The organism is Pseudoalteromonas rubra (genome assembly GCF_005886805.2).
GTDB lineage: Bacteria > Pseudomonadota > Gammaproteobacteria > Enterobacterales > Alteromonadaceae > Pseudoalteromonas > Pseudoalteromonas rubra_D.
In genome coordinates this window covers 291,990-311,104 of record NZ_CP045430.1, presented here as the reverse complement: position 1 = coordinate 311,104, position 19,115 = coordinate 291,990, and the positions used below count along the sequence as shown (strand labels likewise).

The window sequence follows — 19,115 nt, the reverse complement described above, 5'->3', positions numbered from 1 at the left end:
ACTGTGAGTTTACCCGGCAAGTTCAACTGCCTGTGCGACCATGAATAAATGGCTGACAAAGACAACAGAAGTCAGCGTGAAGCGCATTTTTTGATAATCCTGATGTGTCTCCTGCCAGGCCGGAGCGCTGCGTTCGAAAATCAACACCAACCAATAAGCCACTGACAGGTAGCTTAACACCACAACCTGAGACGCGACGGCAAGCAATGGGAAAGGGACGATCACGAGTATGGCGGCTACGGCACGTTGCTGTGACTGCTCCCCCGGACGCCATAAGCTGCCAGCCAAAAAGGCCAAAACGCCCAGGCTGTAGTAGCTAAACGCGTCGATAACGGCCGTTGAGCTTCCAACCATTAATGTGAGTGCGACACAGAGTAGAAAAGGAATAAAGCCAATGTAGGCTAGCATAATGTGGTTAAAGTATGGGTGCATCCAAGTCTCTTAAAAGTTTGTTCTGACTAATGTTTTAATTATATCTGATATACGCATAAACTTTGCCAAAGTTTCATCAATTTTTTGGATTATAGTAATCCGAACAATCCATTTTAATAATATTTAAATCCCCTCTATCTTAGTAATCACACAGAGACAACATGGCTGATACAGCATCAGACCTGTGACCCTTTAACCTAAAAACTGAGAGAGAAAAAACATGACTACCTCTTTGATTAACACCCAGATCCAACCTTTTAACGCAACCGCTTTTCACCATGGTGAGTTTGTTGATGTGAGTGAAAAAGACCTGCTTGGCAAATGGTCTATTGTCTTTTTCTACCCGGCCGATTTCACCTTTGTATGTCCTACCGAGCTTGGTGACTTGGCGGACCATTATGCACAATTACAAGAGATGGGCGTTGAGGTTTATTCCGTGTCAACAGATACACACTTTACGCACAAAGCCTGGCATGACGCGTCAGAGACCATCAAGAAAATCCAATTCCCAATGATAGGCGACCCGACAGGCAAAATTACGCGCAACTTCGGTGTGATGATCGAGGAAGAGGGACTGGCGTTACGCGGTACTTTCGTCATTAACCCGGAAGGCGAAATTAAAGTGGTTGAAACCCATGACCTGGGTATTGGCCGCAGTGCCAAAGAGCTGGTTCGTAAAGTTCAGGCGGCTCAGTACATTGCCTCACATGACGGCGAAGTATGTCCTGCTTCATGGCAGCCAGGAGAAGAGACACTTGCTCCGTCATTAGACCTGGTTGGCAAATTATAATCAGTCACGGTGTCCGGGCCGAGTTGGCCCGACCCTGTTAACCCGCAGCAAACTCACCCCAGGGGGTCGAAGAAAATGGTCTATTGGCATAAATTTCGAGGATGTACAGAATGTTAGACAAGCAAATTAAAAGTCAGCTGCAAACCCATTTTGTTGCACTGACCGACCCAATTGAGCTGATTTTAGCGCTGGATGACAGTGACAAGTCAGCAGAGGTGGCGTCACTGGCACAGGAGTTAGCTTCGCTTAGTGATCTGATCACACTGGTGCAGGCGCAAAGTAGTGAGCGCACACCCAGTATGGCCATTTACTCGCCAAAGCGAGATACTCGGATCGAGTTTGCCGGGGTGCCCATGGGGCACGAGTTTACCAGCCTGGTGCTGGCGCTGCTGCACAGTGGTGGGCATAAGGCAAAAGTGTCTGAGCAGGAACTGGCAGTGATCCAGTCACTGCAAGACGAACTGCATTTTGAAGTTTATATATCTTTGAGTTGCCAGACTTGTCCGCAAGTTGTGCAGGCACTTAATTTAATGGCCGCACACAACCCTAAAATTACAGCGACGATGATTGACGGCGCGCTGTTTCCTGACGAAGTTGCGCAGCGCAACGTGTTGGCGGTACCCAGTGTATTTTTAAATGGTGAGCTGTTTAGTCAGGGCGCAATCACATTGAGTGATGTACTTGCCAAGCTGGATAACACGCTGAGTGAACAACAAGCCCAGGCGCTTGGCCAAAAGTCGGTATTCGACGTATTGGTTGTTGGCGGCGGACCGGCAGGTGCTGCGGCAGCCATTTATTCAGCCCGTAAAGGTCTTAATACAGGTGTTGTGGCAGAGCGTTTTGGCGGTCAGGTCGCAGATACAATGAGTATTGAGAATTTTATTTCTGTGTCAGCCACGCAGGGACCCAAACTGGTTGCTCAGCTTGAAGAGCATGTGAACGATTATCAGGTAGACGTGATGAAAAACCAGCGTGCCAGTGGCTTGTCTGTGGGCAATAATCTTGAGCTGACGCTGGAAAATGGGGCGACACTAAAGGCCAAATCTCTGGTGATAGCGACCGGTGCACGCTGGCGCACAATGAATGTGCCTGGCGAACAGGAGTATAAAGGGCGTGGTGTTGCATATTGCCCGCATTGCGACGGGCCTTTATTCAAAGGTAAATCTGTTGCGGTCATTGGTGGTGGCAACTCAGGTATCGAAGCGGCCATTGACCTGGCTAATCTGGTAGAGCATGTCACTGTGCTGGAGTTTGCTGACACGTTGAAAGCCGATGAAGTTTTAATTAAAAAGGCATACAGCCTGAGCAATGTGACCATTATTACGAATGCACAAACGACCGAAGTGCGAGGGGATGGGCATAAAGTAACCGGGCTGACCTATATTGACAGACAAAGTGACCAGCAACATCAGCTTGAACTTGCCGGGATATTTGTACAAATAGGTCTGATCCCTAATACTGAATGGCTGAAAGGCAGTGGCATGGCACTGACCCCATTTGGTGAAATTGCCATTGATGCAAAGGGTGCGACTAGTATACCCGGTGTATTTGCCGCAGGTGATGTAACCACTGAGCCCTTTAAGCAAATTATTATTGCGATGGGCGGCGGGGCAACGGCCAGTCTGAGTGCATTTGATTACTTGATCAGACATCAGTCAAATTTGGCTGAAGAGGCGGCCTGAAGAGCGCATAAATAACCCAAATTACACCCAAGTCTGTACTCATCTGAGTACAGTTAAGCCACAACTGGATTTGCACTGGTTGTGGCTTTTTTGTCTGTAAGCTTTACAACCATGAGGTTCGACTATACTTGCGGATGTACTTCTATGTGCTGACGATAGGTCACTTTGATTATTGGGCTTGCGCAGGTCGGACAGTATGCAGTAAAAGTGAGCACAGCACCTGAAGAACATGGTGATATGGCAAGGTATCAGTACAGTGCTATATCAGTCTGCATACGTATACAAGGCTGCAACAATGAAAACCTCAATCGCGTCTGGTGCCCCGCGAAATACCTTAGGTCTGGTTTTTTGCTCGTCACTGTTACTTGCGCTGGCTGGATGTGGGGTTGACTCCCCCAGTGCAAGTACTACTAACACTCCACCGACTCAATCAGATCCGCCACAGTCTGATCCACCTCAATCCGATGCGCCTACAACAAAAGGCTACAAGGTAGAGCTGAGTGCAACCCAATCGATATCGGCTTATGAATTAAAACTGGACTTTAGCGTTGCGCCCAATGAAGGGTCAATGTCCATGAGTAACAGTTTTATTGTGTCTGACGGCACTCTGGTTGCTTTGGGCCCTGTGTCGACAGAAGAAGGCAAGTCTTTGCATTTTGGTGCACTTACCTATGGCAATAGTAGTGGTTTTACAGGCTCTGCAGAAGTACTGACATTTGAAGTCAGTGTAGACTCAGGCACGACGCCTGAAGTGTCAAGCAGTAAAACACTTTGCATGAATCGTCTGGCGCAGCAAGTTAATTGCAGCATTTCGGTCAGTGAACAGTGAGGGCGTTACAATGAAATATTTATATATTACAGCGCTACTGAGTTTACTGAGTGCACCTGCTTTGGCCACTGAAGGGTCGACAGCAGGTGAAAACTATGACAAATCACTGGCTCGTTCAGTCCCTGTTGAACAAGCCGCGGCTGTTGGTATGACGCCGATTACTTTCAGTGAATTTCCCAATGGCACAGCGATTACCAACCAGTATGCTGATCGAGGTATTATATTTGGCGGTGATTCACCGTTTATTACATCAGACAGTGCTAATCCAACAACCCCAGTGTTAAGTGGGTCCCCGAGGTTCAACGGAGCCATTGAAGGGCGTTTTGTTGATCCGCAAACAGGCGAGCCGACAACCGTAAACAGTTTTTCTTTAGATGCCGGGTACTTTGACAACTTAAGCTCGACCCGGTTGCAGTGGTTTAACCCGGAAGGTCAATTGATCAGAGAAGTGCTGGACTCACAGTTTGGGATTGAGCACTTTTCGATTCGGGACGAAAACATAGCCTCATTTCGGATAGAGATCATTGCTCAGGAAGATGCTGGTTATGCAATTGATAATGTCGCATTTAACCTTATGGATGCCGCGTTTGATCATACCTTTAACCTGGATAAGGTGATTTTGTCACCAGGCTCTCTTAGCGCAAACCAATTCTCTGTGTATTTTAAAAACTTGGAAGCGCTTAACGGTGCTGCGCTTGCGGATGTCTGTAATTATCAGTTCCATGCCGAAGATAGCAGTTTGAAAGTCACGGCTCAGAACTGTGATGTTAGCACGGATAAAAAGACATTCCGCATCGATTTTGCTTTGACTCAGGCGCCTTATAACCTGAGTGGCGCTCAGGTTTCGGTGTGTAAAGAGGAAGAGTGTGAAGTTATTGACGATGTCAACAATTTGAATGTGTATACCACGGCATTTAACGTTTCTACAGATGGCTTTTCTTTTCAAAATGGCGATTGGAACCGCTTTATGCTTACCGAAGTAAAAGATGTTTCTTTGTCTTCATTCTTATGCTGGAAGTTTGATCGTTGTACACCCGACCAGTTGTCTTACCTGGGCTTCATGCGCAAAGTCGCAAGGTCTTTTGCACAGTTCCTGGCGCCGGCAAATAAACGAAAAGCGTATGATGTGATTGGTTATTACCGGCTGGAAGATTATACCCAGGGTCTGAACAGGCTTGATCGGCGGTTTCTCGGTGTATGTCATGGTATGGCGGCATCGGCGATTGCCAACTACAACAATGCCAGCGAAGGGGTAGCCTGGGGAGCCAATATCGATGCGACATTAACGCGTGCCCAGCTAACATCAACCTTCCAGAGCCACTGGGACAACCGCAATAGTGAGTCGCCCAAGCCCTATGTTAAGGCTGTGGGCAGTTACGATGTGAAATCGGATGCTGCGGATGCTTTTCATGGCTTGTCTAAAATCGGCTATTACTTTTTGTCGCAGTCTGCGTTTAAAGGCAGTGCCTGGATAGGCTCTCACCCGCGTACCATATTCCCGGGGATATCCGCGATGAATGCGTTTTATTCGCCGCACTTTATGGAAAACAAAATTGCCAGTCTGCGCTTTAGCATTAACCGTCCGAAAAGACGGGGCGGACATTCTATTCTGGCTGCTGGCTTGATCCAGTATAACGATGTGTCTTTGTACATTACCCATGACAATAACTTCCCTGGTGAATATACCATGATGGAATTTACCAATGGGCTGACATTGAAGCATTTCATCTTCTTCGGTGCACCACAAAGCGACAGTGAAAAGTATGATCAACATGGTGACTTTAAACTGACAAACTACTATAGCGCGTCGAGCTATGCGCAATTTGGTGCTTATACCGATGTCACAGATCAGCTGCGCATTTATGGCCAACCAGGTGCCAGTGAACGTGCCAATGATGTTCAGAATGCAGAGGATGAGACACCAGTCAGTGTGGTTGAGCTGGAACATCCGCAGCATATTACAGTGTTAATCGCAGGGGGACGGCTTGTTGGTGTTAATAAAGTGAGCGACCAAAGTGCTGTAGTATTGCAGCCTATTCTGGACGAGCCTGACACGATGCAAGCCTATCTGAAAAACGCTGAGCTGGTTACCGAGTTTATCTTGCCCTTAACGGATACTTACTCAATTCAGGTGGAGAAATACCCTCAGTATCCCGAAGTTGAAGTGTATGTCACCATTCCACAAACCAATGGCAAGGTACTGGTACTTAACTATGAAGATGTACTGACTCAGAGTGACGAGGACAGTGCCACTGTGCAGCTAACCGTTGGTCAGGAAAATGAGAATGCCAATATCAGTATTAACGGCGTAGCTCAGGCTCCGACGTATGCTGAGGAAAGCAGCTTTGTTGTGGCGCAGGTTTCTGCACTCAAGGCCATAGTGAATGGACCTGTTGTTTCGCTGAGTTGGCAAAACCCGCAAGGTAGTAACCTGAAGGAAGTGGTGGTGACCAGAACGGTGAACAGTTTGCCCACCTCTATAGACGATGGCGCTAGGATCTTTACCGGTTTAGAGTCGGAGTTTGTTGACAGTGCATTTGCCAATACGCGCTATTACTACAATGTTTATTCGGTTGCTGATGATTCAACTTCTGAGCCCAACAGTATCTATGTTGATACGCACCAGGCAACCTTGCACGGTAAGGTTTCAGATGCCAGTGAAATGGGGATCGCCAGTGTCGAAGTGGTGTTGACCAATGGTGTTGGTTTGAGTCAGGTCGAAATTGCGCGTCAGCTAACTGATACCAACGGCATCTTTAGCTTTGCTAATCTGGCTAAAGGCTTGTATAAGCTCAGTTATAGCCACGCTTCTTACCGTTTTGATGTTTCAGACGATGCGGTTAATCTGACTGAGCCCAGCCAACAGGTGAACCAGCTTGGTGTGGCGGTGCCGGTTCTGTTAATCAATGTGGAGAATGCCATCGGCTCTGAGCAGCAGGTTAGTATCAATTGGTCGGGATTACATATCGCTGATTCAGACACTGTTGATATTGTTTATCAGGTGGGAGATGAGACGACTGAAATTGCCACTGGTGTTGCATTCTCTCAGGGTCGCTACTTGTGGGATGTATCTGCCCCGGGTGATACATCGATATCAGTGCAAATTATGCTGAGTGATGACAAAACCGTGATCAGTGAACAACAGGTTTTTGTTCTAAAAGAAGTCAGCCCGTTTGACTTTAGCGGCGATAGTGTTTTATCCGCGGATGATGTTACAACGATTGTAACCGGATGGTCGGCTACGACGGGCGATACACAATTTGATCCGCGCTTTGACCTAAACGAAGATGGAGAGATTGATCTCAAAGATATTATGCAGGTAGTCGCTGCGCTTAATCAGGAGTAATCCGTGGAATAATCCGTGGAGTAACCAAAGTTTGCTCAGGCCGCGCGTGTTGCCTGGCTTGAGCAAACACCTCGTATGTGTTGTATGTCAGTGTCCTAACCGCATCTAAGTTGAGATTGCAAGGCGGTTCCACAGTTTACAGCACAGCAAGACTCATCAATTAACCCCAGATAATACAATCCGGTCGATTGTCTTTAAATGTCCAGCACGCATTAATTGAATTGCAAAAGTTAGTATTCGGGCAGTTAGGCAAGCCTGTTGCTGCGCCGCCAATCTGAGGGGTTTGCTGAGGTGACAGCTGATTGTTTTGGGATAGCGACTTGATTTTTTTCTTGTTTAAATTGAGTTTCATGCTCATTTCCTTTGTAGTGAGAAAAGCCCAATGCCGGGCTCCGTTATGTTGACCTCCCGCGCACTTCGAAGCGAGCTGGAGGATGTATACCAACCCTGCCGCCAACTTTTGAAGTAAGCCATCAATAGGGTTGGTGTTAATTCCTGTTATTGTGTTGTATTCGTCTCCGCCTCCGGTGCGACTTCATGCCAGGAGAACTCGTCGTAAAAGTTAGTGCAATTTAGGGTGACCTCAGCGGCATTTGCCAGGTAGAGCTGATTAGTATCCGACTGAGGATAAGTAAAGTAGTTGCTACACTGAGCGCTTTGACCTGGGCCGATTATTACCTGAGTGCCTGTTTTTAAAGTGCAACGCACCAGCATATCCAGTGGTGAGTACTTGGGACAAATATTGAATTCGGCCCGGTATTGCGCAACCCCTCCGAGCGGTTTCTCCAGTGACCACCACTTGCCGAATTTAGACTCTTCGTAGGTGCTGTTCCAGGCTCGCCAAATAATGAGATCTTTGCTTACTTCATAGTTGCGTGCGTTACAAAGTCCACCCTGACCGGGCGGGGCAATCACGTTTCCAGGTATGCTCTGTGCTGGTAGTGGGACCAGGTTTGGGTGTTTGAGCTCCGTGAGCGGGCAGCTTGCCTCGACACTGGCATTTGTAGACGGTGTCGGGGCTGGTAGCTGGCTGCAGCCTGTGAGTATCAGCAAGGAAAGAGACGTTGCTACGCCAATCTGAATTTTCCTAATCATTATATTAATTTAAATGCAAACTTTTAATAACTATATGGCGTTTTAAATCAGAATAAAAGAGTGCTGGTAATTTTAAGTTAGTGATTTTGTCTTACTGTTTGTCTCGCAAGAGCGATTTATCGTGTTGAACATGATGAACGGATACGAAAGGCAATCTGCTGCGCCTACCCGATTTAGAAAAATTCAACTTCCCTGGCTTGAGGAGTTGCTGTTTAAACACTAGGTTTACTTTTTTAACAAAAAAGGAACTACCTATGTGTCGCTTAATACTTATCCTGCTCGGACTGAGCATCAGCCTTAGCTGCTTCGCTACCGTTTTGCCTGCTACGCACCATGCGCTTATTTACGAGGGCCGGGTACATAAAAACTATCAGCAAGGGAGTGTGGAATTTAACTGGCCGGGTACGGCCATCCACACTCAGCTGGTGGGTAAGTCCATCGCAGTCAGTTTAGTCGGTAATGGTGACCAGTTTGATGTACTGGTCGATGGTCGGTTGCACCAAAAAATAGTGACGGCATCAACGGGTGAAGCTCAGCGCTTTGTGTTGTTTGAACAGGCAGAGCCAGGTCGGGTGCTCATCGAAGTGGTGAAGCGCTGGGAGCATTATGGTGCACGCACTCAACTGTTGCAATTTGAGGTCGATGGGGCTTTGGAGGGGGTATGGGAAACACAGCCACACATACTGTTTATCGGAGATTCAATTAGTGCGGGATTCGGCAGCGAATCGACTAAGCGACAATGTGACTGGCAGGAGATTGTTAATTCGAGTAATGCGCGGCTGGCCTTTCCTTATGTTGCGGCGCAACAATTAAACAGCACGTTTACTCAGGTGTCGTATTCTGGTCTGGGCTTGATCCGCAACTGGAATGGCAACCAAACACATCACACTCTGGTAGATTATGTTGATCAGATATCCGCAGTATATGAGGATGATTTGTCATATCAGGAGCGCTTTCCTCAGTTAATTGTGTTGGAGTTTGGGACTAATGATTTTAGTACCGACCCTCAGCCGCACGAACCCTGGCAAACGATAGAGGAAGTAAAAATGGCCTGGGAAGCAGCCATGGTCGAGTTTGTTCATTCGCTGCGAAGCCGCTATCCGGATGTTGCTATTGTGGTGATGCCTCGTCCTGCATACCCCTATGACTTTATTATTCCAGCAACACATGCAGCGTTGCAACAGCTTGCCAATGAAGGGGTTGAGGATGTGTATGCCAATACTTTTGTATCTCCACTGGAAGGCTGTATCTGGCATCCTACGGCGCAGGAGCATGCGAGTATTGCCGGTGAACTGGTCACATTTATTAAGCAGCACAATTTGCTTTAATTGCATTGCCTGACGTTTTGGGGCGCGAAAGTCGTTTTTCTTCAATCTTGTTGTGGTGTCTCTGGGTAGTCTGTAAGCCATGAATGACACTTAAGGAAAAATGATGAAAAGAACAAGTTATTTACAATGTGCCCCAAAACTGATGCAACACTTGTTTACTCAGGAGCAATTATTAAATGAAGAAGTCACACGTACACTGGATACGAAACTCTGGGAACTGGTTAAACTCAGAGCGTCTCAGTTAAACCAGTGCGGCTATTGCATTGTCATGCACAGCCGTCAGGCAATGGAGCAGGGCGAAAGCGCCCGGCGCATTATTGCCCTGAATGCCTGGCGAGATATGTCAGGATTTACTGCAAAAGAGCGTCTGGCACTGACTTTGTGTGAACAATTGACAAACGCTCAGCCGATTGATGATACTTTATACTGCGCTTTATCTGAGGAGTTCAGTGACGATGCACTGGTGACCCTGACGGTTGCCATTAATGCCATCAACGCCTGGAATCGAGTTGTCAAAATGTTTAAACCTGAGCCAGATGAATAACGAACTAATGTTGCAACGCCATCAACCGGATGGCAGATCCCAGCGGTATGTGCAAGCTGTATGGTTTGCACGCAGCCTGCACTCTGGCACTCGCTGGCTACCTTGCGATGGCGCACAAGGGATCGTCTTTGTGCTCAAAGGTGAGGTGTCACTGGATGAGCATAAACTGACAGCACCTTTTCACATTCAGCCGCCCTCAAAGCATGCTGTACAACTCTCTTATAGCGCGGACGCTGAGTTTGCCGGGATCCGATTGTATCCAGCCAGATTGAAGGCGCTCCAGCAGGCTGTTTATCCCTTGTTATCTGAACCCGGATTGTGCGCGCTCGCTGAGCAACTTGGCCAAGCACCGACCCTGTGTACGTTAAAGAAATGGTTACAAACTTTGTCGAGCGCTGCGCCCGACCCCAGTTATACCATGCAGCATACCTACCAGCTCATCAGTTCACTGATGCAGTTACGTCCCCTGGAAGACGCTTATCGCGGCGTGCCGCTGGGGATACGTCAGCTGGAGCGGCAAGTCAAAGCGCAATCTGAGTTAACGCCTAAGTATCTGGCACGCATCTACCGGGTTCGGCATGCACAACAACAACTCAGAGATAATCCACTGATAGATTTGGCTCAATTGGCACAGCTAAGCGGCTTTTCTGACCAGGCACACCTGACTCGTGAGTTTAAACACATTCTGAAGGTCACGCCGGGCAAATATGCTCGTCAATTATCTGCGTCAGTCACGATTTATTGATTGCCAGCAGCGCAAATTGGGCGTATATATCGCGCTCAAATTTCTAGTTAATCGTCAGGTGAGTGATTGGACCTAGTATGGGTTGTTGTGCTTATTAGTATGAGCGCTGTATTTGCGTTATGCGAGATATCTCTGGCTGCGGCACGTAAAGTGAAATTGCAAAGCAGGCTGGATACGGGTGACCTCCGAGCCAGAAAAGTGATGCATTTGCAGGCAAATGCACATCAGTTGTTTGCTGCTGTTCAGGTGGTATTAAACGCCTTAGCCATTGTGGCAGGCATGATCGGTGAGTCGGTCTTTACGCCATATCTTTACCAGGCATCACAGCTTGTTATGCAGTTGTTTGTCACTGAGGTGGCGCAATATCATACGCTGCTATTGCAAGTTTCCACGGTTCTGTCTTTTTTGTTGATCACGGCGATGTTTGTGTTGTTTGCTGATTTGCTCCCCAAGCGGGTTGCTATGGTGATCCCTGAGTCAATCGCCATGCGCTTTATTGGCCTAATGCTGGCAAGCGTTTGGCTGTTTAAGCCCGTGATTTGGCTATTTAACCTGCTGGCGGATGTCATAATCCGGGCATGTAAGTTACCGACTCAGCGTGATGAGTTGATCACCCGGGATGATCTGTTTGCGGTGGTTGACCAAAGTGCCGAGCAGGGCGAACTTGGGGCACATGAGCACAATATCATCGGCAATGTACTTGACCTGGACCAGACTAGTATCACTCAGGCAATGATCAACCGTGACGCAGTGGAATGGCTGAATATTCATGACGATCAACATGTGCTTGCACAGCAAATTCAAAGCCACAGTTTTCAGCAATATTTGCTGTGTGATGAAAGCCTGGATCAGGTGATCGCCGTGGTAGAGGCTAAGCAATTATTGAGTAATCTGATAGCTGGCCGGCCCTTGCTTGATGCGCAGCATGAGGCTTTTCTACGACCTGTGATTTTGCTCGATACGCTGAGTTTATTCGACGCTTTGAATGCGCTAAAGGCCCATCCTTGCAGTACTGGCGTGGTAATCAATGAGTTTGCAACTGTGGTGGGCATGGTGACATTGTCCAGTATCCTGAATTTTATCGCATTAAAAGACGGTGAAGCGATAGAAGCACAATTTCGCCAAAAAGATGCGTCACGCTGGGTGGTGCAAGGGGATATGTCGATGAAAGACTTCCAGTTGTCTGTTGTAGAGTATGAATTTATACCCGTTGACTCGATTGAGACACTGGCAGGGTACCTAATTCATCACTGCAAGCGCTTTCCGTATCAAGGGGAGTCCATTGAGATAGAAGGCTTTGTGTTTAAAGTGACTGAAATACAAGGCCTGGCCATCAAACAGATTGAGGTCAGTCGCGGGTAAAGTCCAGGGTATTAGTCGCGATTGGCATCTTGCAAAGCTTGAGCGCGAGATCTGCCCAGGCCACATGACATTGTGATAGATCAAAGCGCCTGACAGTAGTTGCAATGGGCTTTTTCACTGACTTTACAACCCTGCTTCTGTCTTCTAGAGTTTTGAATATCCGTTAATTTTAGTGGAGCTGCGCAGTAACATCGGCTCCCTGTCGAGCGAGCAGTGCAATTATCTACACCTTCTCTACTGCTGATGGCTGGTGCCGGGGTGGTTGCCTCAGCGCTGGCCTTGGTGTTTATGTGGCTGGCAAACCGAGATGTCAAGGCGACGCTTTACTGGGCGTTGTCTCCCATCTGTCTGGCATTGAGCATGATATTGTTCGGGGTGCAAAATGAGCTGTCATTGAGTGTACGGTTTTTGTTGCCAAACTTATTTGGCCAGGCTGCTTTAGTACTGGTGTTGATTGGCTGCTACCATGCGTGTGAAAAAACGGTGCCGCTACGTCAAATCAGCTGTTATTTTGCGGCGTTTTTGTTCATCCATTGTATCTTTACTTACGTCATATCAAATTACGCGTCACGGCTGATCCTGGGGATGCTCACGTTGACCATCACTTCAGGTTGGATCTGGGCGTGTTTGTATCGTTTTGGCCGACCTCGTTATGCAAAGTCTTTTGTCCTGATCAGTCTGAGTCTGGGGTTTGTTACTATTTTTGCGCTCGGAAAAGCGTTTGATGTTTTATCTCACCCCGGGACTACCAGCCTCCAGCAAGATCACACTCTAAAGGCTCAGCTGTTTGTTGTGTCTCTATTTATGAGCCAATTGGTGTTTAATTTCGCATTTGCGATCATGACCGGAGAATATCGAAATGCCAAAAACCGCGAGATTCAGCGCCAGTTACTGGAGTCCAATCAGGCGCTACAGCAGGAAAAGCAACGCGCCGAGCAACACTCGAAGATGAAATCAGAGTTTCTTGCCAATATGAGTCATGAGATCCGCACCCCAATAAACGGCGTGATTGGGTGTCTGAACCTGTTGCTGAGTCACGACCTGGATGCGCAGCAAAAACAATATGCCAAACTGGCAGACGCCAGCGCGCATTCATTGCTGGGAGTGATTAACGATATTCTGGACTTTTCTAAAATCGAATCTGGCAAACTGGAGATTTCCCTGGACTCCGTTGACCTTTATGAGCTGGTTGATTCAGTGGCAAAATCATTTGCCATTCCATTAGACAAAAAACAGCTCACACTTTTGGTGGACTGTCATGGGCTAAAGCACCGGTTTGTGCGTCTTGATTCGATCAGGGCACGCCAGATCCTGACCAACTTATTGAGTAATGCCGTTAAATTTACAGAGTCAGGTACACTCCAGCTTATCGTGAAGTGTGATGAAGTGGATGTCACAGCCGTCAGCCATCCGGTTACAGTATTGCAGTGTGACGTTATTGATTCTGGGATAGGCATAAAACCTGAAGTCAGGCACAAGCTGTTCAGTTCATTCAGTCAATGTGATGCGTCCACAACGCGCAAATATGGGGGGACCGGACTGGGGCTGGCTATCGTCAAACAACTGTGTCAGTTAATGAATGGCGATATTGAACTGGTTGACAGTACGGAGCCAGGTGCACATTTTCGCTTTCATTTTCAGGTTGAGGCGCAAAAGGGCGGCATATGGGGCAGGGGGATCCCCCCTGAGAACGCTCAGGTGGCGGTGTTGTCTATGCAGTCCCGGCTGGCAAACATCCTGTGCAGGCAGCTCGAAGTACTGGGGTGCCAGCCACAAACATTAATGTTACCACTTAAAACAGAGTTGACTCATGACATACTGGTAGCGGATCTGAGCAACTCATCGTATCAACATAAACTGATTGAGGCGCTTAGCCATCTGCCGGGTAAACGGCGGATCCTTGCTCTATGTAATATGCTATGCGAAATCCAACATGACCCTGTTTTTGCTCAGCATCAGATTACAGTGGTTTACCCCCCAGTCACAGCCAAAGATTTGGTACAGATGTTTACAGATGAGTATAAACCTAACTCGCCAGAACCTGCTAATGGGGTGTCACCTTTGCGGGGTGTGCGTGTTTTACTCGCCGAGGATAATCCAATAAATCAGGTGGTTGCAAGTAAGATGCTTGCTGCCTGGGAAGTGGAAGTGCAACTGGCTGAGTCGGGTAAGCAAGCCGTGGATATGCTGAGGGAAATGCCAGAACATGGATTACCTGATTTGATTTTGATGGATTGTCAGATGCCAGAGATGGACGGGTATGAAGCAACCCGGCATATTCGAACTCATCCGGAGCTGGAAGCTTGTCGGGACTTACCTATCATTGCGCTGACTGCCAATGCGATGCAGGGTGAGCGAAAAACGTGTCTGGCTTGTGGTATGAGTGGTTATGTCAGCAAGCCCATTCAGGCTGACTTATTGCAAGCAGAAATGCTCAAAATGCTGGTGGACAAAGCCGCAGGTCAGGCATAATTGAGACCAGGCGGCGATTGGGTCTATTTGTCTTTATTCAGAGCTTTCTCCCCAAGCGTTTTTCAATCTGGCGCTTCTCCCATTTTGCACCGAACAGGTCAAATACTTCGAATGCGCTTGCCCAGTGACTGAACAGCCCTATACCCCAACCGAGTGCAGGCCACAAGGCCCAGATATAATCAGGACTGGTAAACATATTTATGGCAAAAAGCCCGCTGTTGACTACAACATAGGTAATTAAGTGCGAGTAAAAATCTTTAATTGCGCGTACCTGCTCTATGATACGTTGTTCCTGATGGGTTATCGTTTCATGGCTCATATCATCCGGCTCCTCTTTGAGATCTGCAACAGTAGTTTCAAAAACAGCAGCTAATGACTTTAATGACTCCAGGCTGGGACTCTGACCGCGCTCAATTCGCTGAATGGTACGAACACTCAATCCGCTAAGCGTTGCCAGCTGCTCCTGCGACCAACCGCGTTGTAATCTGAATTTCCTGATAATCATTATTGTTTTCCCATTTGCTGCTCTGCCACCTGTTTTACGCATATTCTCGTCGACAGAGTACGTCAGCGTAACGACATAGCAATGACAAAGTATATATTTCAATAAGTTAAGTAGAGGGTGATATGTTTGTTCTGTGCCACTAACTAGTGAACATTGTCTTCACAGTATAATATTATTTGCGAATTTAAGTACACCGACCTATTTATGGCTTGGCAGTAGTTACGAATTTGACAGCCCATTGGGTAGATAACAGCCAGACACGGATTAGTTTTCCAACGTTTGCGGGATCACAATACTAAATACCGTGCCTTCTCCGGGTTGGCTGGATAAAGCAATATTGCCTTTCAACCGGGTTTCAACCAGCTTTTTGACGATATATAAACCAAGGCCGCTGCCGCCTGTACCGACGCGTGTTGTATAGTATTTATCGAAGACTTTACTGGTCCTCTCACATTCAATGCCTTTACCGTTATCTTTTATATACAGGGCTATGTTGCCGTCCTGATGTTCGACGTGGATATCAATTGTACCGGCGACATTGTCTTCAAAAGCATGGATAAGCGCGTTATTGATTAAGTTGATGATGACCTGAGACAGCGCGCCAGTATCAGAAATAAGGTGCAATGTTTGTGGGCAGTTGATAGACACCGTATGCGGTGTGCGTTTTAATTTGGGTGTCAGAACATATTGGATATTGTGCAGGTAATCATGCAAGTTACACTCTGAGACTGTGCCACTGAATTCGCCCACAACAATGTGCTTAAAGCTGTCTATGAGGTGCATGACATTGTCCATGCTGGAGAGCACAATTTCACAGCTTTGTGCTGTGTTATCAATAAAGGCGTTTAATTCTTGCTTGACCAGAGATTGTTTTTGCACTTGCAGCGCAAGCTCCTGCTGTTTTTCATTCAAGTGCGAGATAGCGGTTTTGACGACGCTGAGTGGCGTGCCTAGCTCGTGCGTAAGTTCTCCAACCAGCTCGCCAATATGGCTAAAATGCTGAGAAGTTTCAAGTTGTTGCTCTTTGAGCTTGGAGAGCTTTTCCAGTTCAAGGGTTTTATCTCGGAGTGTTGAAATGAGCTCGTCACGTAAATTGATCAGAGCCTGTAGCTGCAGGTGAGTTGTCACGCGTGCCAGCAACTCTTCCTGCCGTATGGGTTTAGTCACATAATCTACGGCGCCCACACTGAATGCTTCGACGATGTCGCTGAGCTCACTTTTACCCGTGACAAAGATAACCGGGATCTCTTTAACTTTGCCAAGAGATTTGAGTCGACGGCAGGTTTCAAACCCATCGATGCCAGGCATCATCACATCGAGCAAAATTAAATGAGGGAGGAAAATGGTTGCTATATTGATGGCTTCTTTACCAGAAGTGGCGAATGCGACTTCGTACCCTTCGGGTTCCAGAAAGTCAGTCAGTAACTCAAGGTTTTCAGCCTTGTCATCAACAATTAGAATCTTGCAATTGTTCAGTGAAACCGCATCATCATCCATCTTGCACCTCGTCGAGCGCTGCAATAAAGCCTGTCATATCAAACCTACTTATAAATTTAGCCAAGTATTTCGTAAGCTGCCTGTTATTTGGCTGTTGTGCGTCAATTTCTTTGAGTGTTTGCTTAATTCGAGAGCTGTTATTGACCTGAGCATAACTTATTAACTGGGCCCGTTGTTCAGCGGGCAACGAATAATCGGCAAGTGTAATCTCATCTGATGGCGCGCTATCTGGAGACGAAGAGCTTGTTAACTTAGCGCTTTCAAAATGTTCCGGGAAGAAAGATAACAATGAATCGAAAATTTGTTCGATTGTATAGGGTTTACCAATAAACTGGTCAAAACCAATACTGAGATAATGCTGTACTTCATGATGTAAGCTAAAGGCTGAAATGGCCACGCATTTTAGTTCAGACAAACCCAGATCATTACGAATGACGACGACGGCCTCATCACCACGCATGACGGGCATTAACAAATCCAGAAAAACAATGTCAAAGGCGCTTTTTTGAATGAGCTCAATGGCTTGTTTACCATCCTCAGCATAATCGACCTCAATACCGCATGCCGCAAGTGTTTGGCCAAGTATTTCGCGGTTGTAAGCAACATCATCAACACACAAAGCGCGCAGTGTTTTGTCCGCCCGCACACTTATCTGCTGTAATGTCTGTTTTTGAGTGTGGGTAGTGGTTATCTGTGCAGCTTGCAGTGGCAAAGTAAAAGAAAAGCAGCTGCCTTTGCCGGGCTCTGAACTCACCTCTAGCTTACCTCCCATCATTTCTACTTGTCTGGACGAAATGCACAGCCCAAGCCCGGTGCCACCTTTCTCTACGCCTGCACTGCCTTGCGTAAAACTATTAAACAGGTTCTCCAGTTCTTCAGGCAAGATACCGGGCCCGGTGTCTAGTACTTCAAAGCGATGTAAACCTGCTTTTGGTTGCGTGTAGCGAAGTTTAATGGTGCCACTGTCCGTAAACTTGACTGCATTACCCAGTAAATTGATAAGTACCTGCCGTAGTTTACCCTGATCTCCATGAACCCCGGTCGGTTCACTCAGTGTGCTGTCTAATTGCCAGGCAAGTTGTTTTTGCTCACACTTGAGTTTGAACATGCTCCCCAAATCTTCCAGCAGCGCATTGAGCTCAAAGTCAACGGGGTTGAGTTTGCTAGAGCCGGCTTCTATCTTCGAGATATCCAGCACGTCATTGATTATGTCCAGCAAATGGTTGCCAGCTCTGATGATTTTGTTCATGGTGTTTTTGTGGCTGACATTGAGATCTTTTGCCCGTTCGAGCAGCTGGGCAAAACCCAGTACCGCATTGAGTGGTGTACGTATCTCATGGCTCATGTTTGATAAAAACATGCTTTTTGCCAGGTTGGCTTGTTCTGCGCGCTCCCGTGCCGCTTGTAATTCTGCGGTACGTTCCTCAACTAAGCTCTCTAACTCAATATTATTGTTGCTGAGCCTTTCCTGCAACTGAGTATTGCGCCAGGCAATGCCTAAATTATGGCCCAGGTTCAGTAAAAGTTGTGCCTCCTGCGCCTCGATTGGATTGCTGTAGCAGGCAATGGCAAAAATAGGAGAGCCGTCTGCCTTATCTCCCAGAAATAACACGGCATAGTTTTCTAATATGGCACTGCGTTCTGACTGCGCATTATATTGCGCGATGAACTGTGTTTTCACGGATTCTGGTATGGTGAGGGTAACGTCCTCCTGAGGAAAAAGCTGCTCAAAGGCGTCGGTGCCAAGGTCCAGTTTGACAACAAACACACTCATGGGGGCAGGCTCAAATTGCTGGCTTAGCGGCAAGGTTTCTGTCAGGGTCTGAAATACCCGCAGTTCAAATTCAGCCAGCTCAGAGTCGCTTAGCAGGGCATTGGTACAGGTGATGATTTTGTCTAACCCGGATTGTACCTGCTGTGTTTTATCCAGGTGCGAATAGGTTCTCAGAGCAACTAACACGGAGGCTTTGAGCTTGCTGCTGGTCAGTTCCGTTTTTGTTTTGTAGTCGTTAACATCATATTCCCGTGTAATGTCTGATTCCGGCGCCATGCCTGGTTGACCGGTACGCAGAATAATACGCACTTTATGATTCTGCGCCTCCTCACGTACGTATTTGGCAAAATCCAGACCTGCTTCGGCAGTTTCCATCACGACGTCGAGCAAAATCAGGGCGATGTCATCATGCTCTGCCAAAACCTGTTGCGCTTGAGTGCCGCTGTAGGCATTGAGAAAGGTAACACCCCGGCCATCCAGTTCCATTTGTTCCAGCACTAGCCTGGAGATCTGATGAATGTCTTCTTCATCATCGACTAACAAGATTTTCCAGGGTGGCAGGCTAGGTGACTCTTCAGGCTCGTCATCTGAGCCAAACAGGAGCGTGTCTTCGTCGAACATATTAGATCCCACTTAACGTACTGAACTTAAAGTGTAGTGAATGATCAACAAAAACGACCAGTGATTTGCATGTATTCGCTCACAAGGGGATGA

15 protein-coding genes are annotated in these 19,115 nt (G+C 47.3%); 9 read left to right on the top strand and 6 right to left on the bottom strand.

The genetic code is table 11. The features are described 5' to 3' along the window. Positions 1-9: 9 nt before the first annotated feature. The gene (locus tag CWC22_RS20650) at positions 10-432 is read right to left on the bottom strand and encodes a DUF3429 family protein (protein ID WP_138538015.1); all 423 of its coding nucleotides are present in this window, start codon (positions 430-432) and stop codon (positions 10-12) included. 220 nt (positions 433-652) lie between these two features. On the opposite strand from CWC22_RS20650, the gene ahpC reads away from it, so the two are divergent. The 4 genes from ahpC to CWC22_RS20630 all read left to right on the top strand — a co-directional run bounded on the left by ahpC (position 653) and on the right by CWC22_RS20630 (position 7,079). Continuing rightward, positions 653-1,222: an alkyl hydroperoxide reductase subunit C gene (ahpC, locus tag CWC22_RS20645; RefSeq protein WP_010380696.1), complete on the top strand. Its 570-nt coding sequence runs from the start codon at positions 653-655 to the stop codon at positions 1,220-1,222. A 110-nt stretch (positions 1,223-1,332) separates the two neighbouring features. Further along, complete coding sequence (ahpF, locus tag CWC22_RS20640) at positions 1,333-2,904, top strand: alkyl hydroperoxide reductase subunit F (RefSeq protein WP_138538014.1); 1,572 nt, start codon at positions 1,333-1,335, stop codon at positions 2,902-2,904. Positions 2,905-3,199: 295 nt separating this feature from the next. Further along, positions 3,200-3,733 (top strand): hypothetical protein, encoded by a 534-nt coding sequence (locus CWC22_RS20635; protein WP_125557378.1) that lies wholly within the window; start codon positions 3,200-3,202, stop codon positions 3,731-3,733. A 10-nt stretch (positions 3,734-3,743) separates the two neighbouring features. Beyond that, positions 3,744-7,079 (top strand): carboxypeptidase-like regulatory domain-containing protein, encoded by a 3,336-nt coding sequence (locus tag CWC22_RS20630; RefSeq protein WP_125557376.1) that lies wholly within the window; start codon positions 3,744-3,746, stop codon positions 7,077-7,079. Between the two features lie 160 nt (positions 7,080-7,239). Here CWC22_RS20630 and CWC22_RS20625 read toward each other — a convergent pair whose 3' ends face one another. Beyond that, entirely contained in the window at positions 7,240-7,431 is a 192-nt protein-coding gene (locus CWC22_RS20625; RefSeq protein ID WP_125557374.1) for a hypothetical protein, read from the bottom strand. Positions 7,432-7,577: 146 nt separating this feature from the next. Continuing rightward, positions 7,578-8,174 carry a hypothetical protein gene (locus CWC22_RS20620; protein WP_138538013.1) on the bottom strand — a complete coding sequence of 199 codons (597 nt, stop codon included), beginning with the start codon at positions 8,172-8,174 and terminating at the stop codon, positions 7,578-7,580. A gap of 254 nt (positions 8,175-8,428) precedes the next feature. Here CWC22_RS20620 and CWC22_RS20615 point away from each other — a divergent pair, with 254 nt between their 5' ends. The 5 genes from CWC22_RS20615 (at position 8,429) to CWC22_RS20595 (ending at position 14,625) form a co-directional block, all read left to right on the top strand. After that, on the top strand, positions 8,429-9,502 hold the full coding sequence (locus tag CWC22_RS20615; RefSeq protein WP_138538012.1) for an SGNH/GDSL hydrolase family protein: 1,074 nt from the start codon (positions 8,429-8,431) through the stop codon (positions 9,500-9,502). A gap of 103 nt (positions 9,503-9,605) precedes the next feature. Then, a complete protein-coding gene (locus CWC22_RS20610; RefSeq protein ID WP_138538011.1) occupies positions 9,606-10,046 on the top strand; it encodes a carboxymuconolactone decarboxylase family protein in 441 nt (146 codons plus the stop codon). Further along, entirely contained in the window at positions 10,039-10,791 is a 753-nt protein-coding gene (locus CWC22_RS20605) for an AraC family transcriptional regulator (RefSeq protein WP_171045047.1), read from the top strand. The genes CWC22_RS20610 and CWC22_RS20605 overlap by 8 nt, the downstream gene beginning before the upstream one ends. Positions 10,792-10,878: 87 nt before the next feature. After that, positions 10,879-12,153, top strand: a complete 1,275-nt coding sequence (locus CWC22_RS20600) for a hemolysin family protein (protein WP_419144630.1) — start codon at positions 10,879-10,881, stop codon at positions 12,151-12,153. A 213-nt stretch (positions 12,154-12,366) separates the two neighbouring features. Continuing rightward, positions 12,367-14,625, top strand: a complete 2,259-nt coding sequence (locus tag CWC22_RS20595) for an ATP-binding protein (protein ID WP_138538008.1) — start codon at positions 12,367-12,369, stop codon at positions 14,623-14,625. A 37-nt stretch (positions 14,626-14,662) separates the two neighbouring features. Here CWC22_RS20595 and CWC22_RS20590 read toward each other — a convergent pair whose 3' ends face one another. The 3 genes from CWC22_RS20590 to CWC22_RS20580 all read right to left on the bottom strand — a co-directional run bounded on the left by CWC22_RS20590 (position 14,663) and on the right by CWC22_RS20580 (position 19,022). Further along, positions 14,663-15,130 carry a helix-turn-helix domain-containing protein gene (locus CWC22_RS20590; RefSeq protein ID WP_125557360.1) on the bottom strand — a complete coding sequence of 156 codons (468 nt, stop codon included), beginning with the start codon at positions 15,128-15,130 and terminating at the stop codon, positions 14,663-14,665. 264 nt (positions 15,131-15,394) lie between these two features. Further along, a complete protein-coding gene (locus tag CWC22_RS20585) occupies positions 15,395-16,627 on the bottom strand; it encodes a hybrid sensor histidine kinase/response regulator (protein WP_138538007.1) in 1,233 nt (410 codons plus the stop codon). Then, the gene (locus CWC22_RS20580; RefSeq protein WP_138538006.1) at positions 16,620-19,022 is read right to left on the bottom strand and encodes a hybrid sensor histidine kinase/response regulator; all 2,403 of its coding nucleotides are present in this window, start codon (positions 19,020-19,022) and stop codon (positions 16,620-16,622) included. The genes CWC22_RS20585 and CWC22_RS20580 overlap by 8 nt, the downstream gene beginning before the upstream one ends. Positions 19,023-19,115 lie beyond the last annotated feature (93 nt).

Excerpts from the sequence above, each read along its gene's own strand:
- CWC22_RS20650 (WP_138538015.1), bottom strand. The coding sequence starts at position 432 with ATGCACCCATACTTTAACCACATTATGCTAGCCTACATTGGCTTTATT.
- ahpC (WP_010380696.1), top strand. The coding sequence starts at position 653 with ATGACTACCTCTTTGATTAACACCCAGATCCAACCTTTTAACGCAACC.
- ahpF (WP_138538014.1), top strand. The coding sequence starts at position 1,333 with ATGTTAGACAAGCAAATTAAAAGTCAGCTGCAAACCCATTTTGTTGCA.
- CWC22_RS20635 (WP_125557378.1), top strand. The coding sequence starts at position 3,200 with ATGAAAACCTCAATCGCGTCTGGTGCCCCGCGAAATACCTTAGGTCTG.
- CWC22_RS20630 (WP_125557376.1), top strand. The coding sequence starts at position 3,744 with ATGAAATATTTATATATTACAGCGCTACTGAGTTTACTGAGTGCACCT.
- CWC22_RS20625 (WP_125557374.1), bottom strand. The coding sequence starts at position 7,431 with ATGAAACTCAATTTAAACAAGAAAAAAATCAAGTCGCTATCCCAAAAC.
- CWC22_RS20620 (WP_138538013.1), bottom strand. The coding sequence starts at position 8,174 with ATGATTAGGAAAATTCAGATTGGCGTAGCAACGTCTCTTTCCTTGCTG.
- CWC22_RS20615 (WP_138538012.1), top strand. The coding sequence starts at position 8,429 with ATGTGTCGCTTAATACTTATCCTGCTCGGACTGAGCATCAGCCTTAGC.
- CWC22_RS20610 (WP_138538011.1), top strand. The coding sequence starts at position 9,606 with ATGAAAAGAACAAGTTATTTACAATGTGCCCCAAAACTGATGCAACAC.
- CWC22_RS20605 (WP_171045047.1), top strand. The coding sequence starts at position 10,039 with ATGAATAACGAACTAATGTTGCAACGCCATCAACCGGATGGCAGATCC.
- CWC22_RS20590 (WP_125557360.1), bottom strand. The coding sequence starts at position 15,130 with ATGATTATCAGGAAATTCAGATTACAACGCGGTTGGTCGCAGGAGCAG.
- CWC22_RS20585 (WP_138538007.1), bottom strand. The coding sequence starts at position 16,627 with ATGGATGATGATGCGGTTTCACTGAACAATTGCAAGATTCTAATTGTT.
- CWC22_RS20580 (WP_138538006.1), bottom strand. The coding sequence starts at position 19,022 with ATGTTCGACGAAGACACGCTCCTGTTTGGCTCAGATGACGAGCCTGAA.